Below are 7,138 nucleotides of genomic sequence, written 5' to 3'. Positions count from 1 at the left end.
TGAGTTTTCGCTGCACGACTTCGAGTTCGTTGACACAGAATTTGACGAAGTCGAGTGCCGCTGCCCGAGCTGCCAGTTCAGTGCCGATCTGGATGGCCATCCTTGCGATTATTGCCCTGAACCTGCAGCGTACGCCTTAGGCTCAACCTTCTACTGCGAAGAGCACTATGAAGATCTAGTGGGCGACTGATCCTTTCAACTGCCGCCACCTGCCACCTGCCACCTGCCACCTGCCACCTGCCACCTGCCACCTGCCACCTGCCACCTGCCACCTGCCACCTGCCACCCAAATGGTGGGTGGCGGTACCTCTCGATCAAGCAAGGGCAAACCGTCGGCTCATCTTCAAATGGCCATAAATTGCCCCCAAGAAAGCACATTTGCTCTCCATCTACACTCAACCAGATCGCGTAACCGACACCCGACTGCCAGCCTGAAGGCGGCTTGCTACTGGCAGATGCCTGCGGTAACCCGCTATTTTGGGTTTTCCCCCGATTAGCGTCCGGCGAATACACCTTCCGTAGTCCAGCTTTGAGCGATGGTGTCCGCATATTTAGAAAGCTGCCGTAGACGGCCAACCGCATCACCGCCCTGTCGTGCACAGAGTAGCCGGCTCTACGAGCCCGAAGCCGCGATGCCAGCTACACAAGAAGCCTCACAGCTCGCCACCAAATCATCAAAGGATGACCGAGCCGTCGATTCCCATGATTGACCTGAAAGCAACGCCGTAGGCCTCAAAGCCGAGCCGGGGCCAGTCAGATTTGTAATCCAAGCAATCGTGATGGTGTCCATGCACAACCATTTTGGCCCCCATGGACAATGCGAGCTCATCAATTTCATAGAAGCCATGCGGATGGCAGCTCGGAGCTTCGTGGGTGACTAAGATGTCCGCGCTCTTAAGCGCGAGTGAAAAATAGTCGTCTGGGAAAATTGCCGAAAGCGCGTGCTGCTTTTTCGTCGCAAGGACATCAGCGTGCTGCGGCCTGAGGGCCAAACGCTCAAGAAAGTCGCCGTAGCTTTGAATACCTGTATCAGGACTCCCTGGACGCCAAACTGGAGGCTCAAAAGTACCTCCCAGTCCACCAATGCGATAGCCAGCGATTTCGACTACTCGTCCATGCAAGCTGCGCTCGGAAAGGCCGCTTCCATAGAGATTCTCCCAATAAGAGAGTTCGTCGACGTCGTGGTTACCATGGATGAACCATATCTCCGTGAGCCCTAGGATGGGCCGAAGAATGACGTCTAGGGGTAAGCTACATTCAATGTCACCCAGGAAGACGACGGCCTCGGGCCGATGGTTTTTCACGTGTCGGATCACATGATCAAAACGGCCATGCACGTCCCCGAGGAACCAAATCATTTTTTAGACCCTGCTGCAAAGTCGCGATTCGTCAAAGCCTGGATGAAGCGCCCGTTGGTACCTCATCCTCGCCGGCATTGCTCCACTAGCGTAGCTGTATCGTCGTGCCTACAGCAGAGCACTCTGTTGCGCTTGAAAGCAAACATTCGCTACCGCGACCTCCGTACTGCGGATGATGGCAAAGTACCGCCATCGGTGAAAAGGTGCATGATTGCCGATGAGGCGGACGGCACCAACCTATAGATGACCCGTTCGCTTGCGCGCCTGATTCAAAGAGCCACAGAAAGCTAAGCGGCGATCACTCTACGAACGTCAAGAGGACAAGGCACACCATGAGCTCGGTCAAGGATCATTTATTCGAGGTTCAGCAGGACAACTGCATAGCTTGGATTCGGCAGCAGTATGGGATCGAAATCGATCCAGACGTAAACCCTGACACCTGGGAGGAGCTAGCGGGAGAATACTCAGCGATGCTCGATGCCCAGGAGTACGAGTACGAATGGCTGAACCGGCATACACCCAGCGAGTTTTTCCGTCAGTTCTCGCAGGAGCTTGGCACAGCATCAAGCTTACTTTTGACTGCTAATAACCCAAGCCACGCCGACACCCTCAACAAACTAGTCTACGCCCACACCGTCACCCTTCTGGAGGCTCTGATCAGCTCTGTCGTACGCCACCTGATCGTGAAAGACGCACAGTTCCTGACAAACCTTGTTGCCGGCTACGGAAAATTGAGCGGCAAGACCATCACGCTCAAGGAAATTGCTGAGCAACCAAAGCTCTTGGAGAGCATTGCTCAGCAGACCTTGTCCGAGCTGACGTTCCACAACGTAGCAACGATCAAACAAATCCTGGAGGCGATGTTCGGTAGGCACATGAATGGCTTAGACCTAGCTGCAATCGCCCGCATTTGCATAACGCGCCATGACATCGTTCACCGAAATGGAAAGACCGTTCATGATGAGCCGATCGAGATTGGGCTAGAACAGGTAAACGAAGCGATCAGTACCATCCGGAATTTTGCAGGAGATCTGCAGCGGAGAATCAACGCTGCGCTGGATGAGCGAGCGGAAGACTTCTGAAAGAAGCCTGGCCCCAGATACGTTCTCTAGCATTCACAGTAGATACTGAAGAACAGGCATCAGCGTTGAAGGGCATGACGCGGTACGGGTGCACATGGGGCACCCGTACCAACTTTCTACTCCAATCAATCTAGGGATGCGTGAGGTACATTCACGCCTCTGTATCGTCTCTCGTTAGAGCTGCGTTCTCGCCGCCTTATCCTGCTCCCAATGGGTGATATCCGGAATCTCGTCAACCCCGTCAGATCCCAGCATCAAGCTTTGGCGAGGGAAAATGTCCATTAGGTGCGGTATTCGGGCAAAGTCTTGTACGGTCTCTGCCCATTCGTAGTTCTCCTCGAATGGGTAGTAGTTGACCGCATGCACGAACACGCCGAGCACCGTGGTTTCGGACGCATTGTATGCCGAGATGTTGTCGATATTTTTTTCCCGGCGCAGCTCTTCTATCTGGATACCGTCACGGGTCTCGTACCAGACATGCACTACACCAGCCCGGTCAGGCGGAATCTGACTGACGCCATCGTTGACTAGGCTTTTGAAATGCTTGGAGCGAGTCGAGATCGACTCCTCATGGTCACAGCGCCATTGGGCAGCTACGCAGTTGGCGACGTCCTTGACGAACATGTTGAGGATATCGTCATTGGTACCGGGTCGAATGACCCGGCTAGCAACGGTCGCGATGCTTCGCTTCTCGTTGCTATCGATATGGCCGAACACCAGCTTCTCTTGCTGCGGGCTGTGAGGGCGCACAGAGAAATCTCGGTAATGGCGCTTGAGTTGCTTCTTATCGATGACACGGACATGAGCGCTGATTGAGCCCTCTCTAACCCTAACCCCACCTGCCTTGATGGCAAGGTTGACTACCTTGATCACATCCTCAGCTGTCACAACAGAAACTTGGTCATGGAATGTCAGGTCAGCAATGCTCCAAGGGGCAGCCTTGAGCATGTGATGGCTCAGCGTTGCCCAAATGTCAGCCCAAGCTTGCTCTTCAGCTTGAGAGTACTTGGTTTGCATAATCGAGCGCTTGCACTCTACATAGAATTCCAGGTCTCCAGATCTAACCAGGAGGTCTGGAGACTTTTTCTTCCCGTTGGGCCAGGTGATACTGTTCTCGGGGATGAAGGAAACCTCATAGCCATTCTTGATGTAGAAAGAGGCCGTCAGCAGCTCGAACAGCTGAGTTTCAGGGTTGTTGTTGTTCGCCAACATTTTGTCGAGAACGTCCTCAACATTCGGCACCTTGCGAAGCTGATCTGCAACGGCGCCGATGGCCATGGCGTACGGGTAGATGCGTCTGCTGCTATAGGCAGAATCACAGAGTGGAAAATCGTGCGCCAGGTAGGCAACCAGAATGTACCAGTCGATGTCGTTCTCTTCCGGCATGAAGAGCTGGGGCTCGATCGGCAGCCTGACATCGAAACTCGAATCTTTCTCTCGGACGCGCTTCACGTACGCAGCTCTGCGCTGAGCCCAAGCTTCAGCTCCAAGCCTATCTACGAGCAACTTATAAAACGCTTTGATCCTTGCGCGCTCAACCCGACTGACAGCATCCATTGTGGTCTCTCCATGTGGGGAACACGGAGAATACTCTGATCCGATATCACCGTGCCACCACGCACTTCGAGCGCTCGAGCTCCATGGAGAGTCGACCCGTCACACTGAAACCAGGCCAATCGGAGCAGCATGTTACGACTCTAGCCCCTTCGGGGATGAGCGATGTCTTTGAGCCGCGCTTGCATCGGACAACCCAGAGAACGCAGATGACGTTAGGTGTCACGCGCTGGCGTCTAAACTGCCGAAACCTCCACCCTCCCTCGCCCTCCTCGCAGCTTGTGATAGGGGGAAATGACTTAGAATCGCCATAATTCAGGCCGTCCATTTCAGCGGACGGCGAGGGAAAGGGTGAGCGACTTGAAAGATAAAAACCGACCTCCACGCACCGAAACAGAAGTACCTAATCAAATTTCTTCGGCCTTGCCCCCAGACCAAGCTTTCAAGGGCGAGACTCCGCCTATCGGGGTCGACAGTACCGCACTGACAGAAGCGGATCTGTCTTACGACCTTCCGCGCGTCACTGCCCTAGATCAGGCAAGAGCTTCGCTGAACGCGATAGACAGGTTGAACTCAATCAGCAACCAACCGTGGATGAAGACCGTGGCGCTGATCGAATCAATCAACAACCCACCGTGGAAAAAGGCCATGGCGATGATCGAATCAATCGAGAATCCGCCCTGGAAGAAGGCCATGGCGGCTATCGAAGCAATGGAAAATCCGCCCTGGAAAAAAGCTCTAGCAGCGGCCGATTCGAGTGGTAACCCCTCCTGGAAAAAGGCCATGGCTGCTATTGAATCAATAGAGAACCCGCCATGGAGGCAGGCCTTGGCCGCAGTTGACTCGATGAACAACCCCGCTTGGAAGAAGGCGATGGCAGTAATCGAATCGACCGAAAATCCTCCGTGGAAGCAAGCCCTGGCGGCCGCCGATTCGCTGAACAATCCGCCTTGGATAAAAGCAATGGTGGCTATCGAGTCAGCTCAAAATCCGCCATGGAAGCAAGCCATAGAGGCAGCGCTGAAGTCGATCAACAATCCGGGATTGACAGCGGCTAGAGCTGTACTCGAGTCACTGACGGTATCCTCATGGAGGAATGCTTTCACTGAGCTGGACTCGATCACTAGCAGTTCTGCGCTACGTATGGCTGCTGTGGCCATCGGATCTTGGGGAGATCTAGACTCCCCTCTCCTCGGCTATCTGGCATCAGACGAAGCACATGACATCTCGGCGATCTTGGCAGAGGTCGCACTTCAGAATCCAGAGTCGTTATTCTCGAGCAACACAGCTGAGCATGAAGACGTCCCAGCGATGGAACGTCAGATCGTCGACAAAATTTACAGCGGCGACGCGGTTGAGCAATTGCCTGCACCAGCCAGAGCTCACCTGCTGCAGTACATGATGTACCTGTATCACTTCATGAATGTGATCATGTACCTCATGAATGTGTGGCAGGCAGTCGTGTTCTCGCAGGGCCAACTATCTGATGCGAAAAGCCCAGCTGAGGTCAAGGCGTGTATTGCTCAGATTCCTCAAGATCAGGTGAACTTGCTTTCAGGCCATCGGGTGCTGATCGGCGACAAGGTCAATCTCCGAACGGAACCATCCGAAGAGTCAGAAATTAAAGCGCTTCCTAAAATCGGAGCTGTTCTTGAGGTACTGGAGGATGGGGAGGCGTGGATAAAGGTATCCGTTGATGTCTCAGGCGAAATCCAAGAGGGTTGGATTGCGCGGCGGTATACGGTGCCATTTGCGGTACCGGGCAAAAAATAGCGAAAGGCTTCAACAGCGTCTGTTGATCGGTCATGACCAAGATTCCCCGCGTAGCCAGCGTCCTGCGCGGCTGGCCACCAGGCCGATGGACATCCTTGCTGAGCAGACTCTTGCACTTGAGAACGCCAGACGAGCGCGCCAATAAGGCGCGCTGGCAGCATTACCAGCCTGCGTAATGAGTTACGAGCAGTCCCCATTCCCTTATCGCATTTCCATTTGCTCGCAAAACTCCAAGTGCTGCAGCTGCAGAAATCTGGGTCGGACAGCCACCTATCAGGTAGAAGTCGTCCTTTCCTGGTGAATATAGGTGAAGCAGCGTCAGTACCATCACTCGCTGTAAATCGGTCATTTCTCTGTACGCACGGCGCATCGCTTTTAACCCATCAGGGTCAGGCTCTGACCGATCATGATCGAAGCCGCAAGGACGCATGCTGTAATGACTACCTTCTTGGATTCCCCACGGCCTACTTCGTGTGAAGCAGGCATCCAGCTCGTATTTCTTAACGATGTGCCAAGCGACCTCTCCGAACTTTTCCCCTCGTTCCTTGGGTGACCAGTCTATTGGTGGAGGTACCTGGCAAACCTTCGCTAAGGCGGCATTTTCTGTGCCGTCCATGCAACTCACTTTTTCAACCAGGTCGATCAGCGAGTATCCGGGAAAGCGACCGGCTGCAAACGTCGTGTTGATGGCGGCGTACGCAGCAAGAGCAACCGGCTGCTGAGAGTGATGCACATGGCCGTGGCTCGCGACGTCCACGTCCGTGAACGCCCAGACTCCCGAAGACACTTCATGGACACCCAGACGGTGTAGCAACGCCGCCGCTTTTTCCGATGGGTCGTCGAAGATTTCCATCTTAGAAATGCTCCTGATAAGGGTAAGAGATACAGTCCGCCTTCCCCATACTAGGCTACCAACCAAGATGCTACGCTCGATTCGTAAGAGCTTCGTTCGAGCATGGAAATCCTGGCGATATGGGTGATCGCGTCCGATCAAAAATACGCGGACACCATCACCCTAATGCTGGAGTCCGGAAGGCAAGATCGCCGCACGCTTACGAACGCTCGACGCCAGCATGCGGGCGACTGGGGCGTTTCGAGGAAGGTACGCTTCAGGCCCTCGCACTTTCGAGCAAACAAGGTTTTTCAGTGAGCCGTCACTCTCTGATGCCCCACTGCTTGCGGTCGCCTCATTCAACCTAGCTTTATAGTCTTTCATGGAGAATCCCTGTGCTGGGCCAGGCTATCAGCCAATAAGTCGACCTGCAAAGCCCGATGGAAACCGCCACGGATAGCATCAAAACTATCTTTTTTCAGCTGCCCATCATCCGTGTAGGCTTAACGCAACTCCGATTTCTGAACCTGCCATTGAAT

5 protein-coding genes are annotated in these 7,138 nt (G+C 54.0%); 2 read left to right on the top strand and 3 right to left on the bottom strand.

The window, feature by feature from the left end; all coding sequences use genetic code 11:
• Positions 1-674 precede the first annotated feature (674 nt).
• Positions 675-1,358 (bottom strand): metallophosphoesterase, encoded by a 684-nt coding sequence (locus D886_RS0103955; protein WP_027592659.1) that lies wholly within the window; start codon positions 1,356-1,358, stop codon positions 675-677.
• 332 nt (positions 1,359-1,690) lie between these two features.
• Here D886_RS0103955 and D886_RS0103950 point away from each other — a divergent pair, with 332 nt between their 5' ends.
• Positions 1,691-2,440: a hypothetical protein gene (locus D886_RS0103950; RefSeq protein ID WP_027592658.1), complete on the top strand. Its 750-nt coding sequence runs from the start codon at positions 1,691-1,693 to the stop codon at positions 2,438-2,440.
• A gap of 174 nt (positions 2,441-2,614) precedes the next feature.
• Here D886_RS0103950 and D886_RS0103945 read toward each other — a convergent pair whose 3' ends face one another.
• A complete protein-coding gene (locus tag D886_RS0103945; protein WP_027592657.1) occupies positions 2,615-3,997 on the bottom strand; it encodes a hypothetical protein in 1,383 nt (460 codons plus the stop codon).
• A 357-nt stretch (positions 3,998-4,354) separates the two neighbouring features.
• Between D886_RS0103945 and D886_RS0103935 the strand changes: the two genes are divergently transcribed.
• Positions 4,355-5,767, top strand: a complete 1,413-nt coding sequence (locus tag D886_RS0103935) for an SH3 domain-containing protein (protein ID WP_155951406.1) — start codon at positions 4,355-4,357, stop codon at positions 5,765-5,767.
• 160 nt (positions 5,768-5,927) lie between these two features.
• Here D886_RS0103935 and D886_RS0103930 read toward each other — a convergent pair whose 3' ends face one another.
• Positions 5,928-6,620 (bottom strand): hypothetical protein, encoded by a 693-nt coding sequence (locus D886_RS0103930; protein WP_027592654.1) that lies wholly within the window; start codon positions 6,618-6,620, stop codon positions 5,928-5,930.
• Between the last annotated feature and the right edge of the window lie 518 nt (positions 6,621-7,138).

Source organism: Pseudomonas sp. LAIL14HWK12:I7 (assembly GCF_000483465.1).
Taxonomy (GTDB): Bacteria; Pseudomonadota; Gammaproteobacteria; order Pseudomonadales; family Pseudomonadaceae; genus Aquipseudomonas; species Aquipseudomonas kermanshahensis.
Note: the sequence above shows the minus strand (reverse complement) of the source record. Positions and strands in the feature narration are given on the sequence as shown.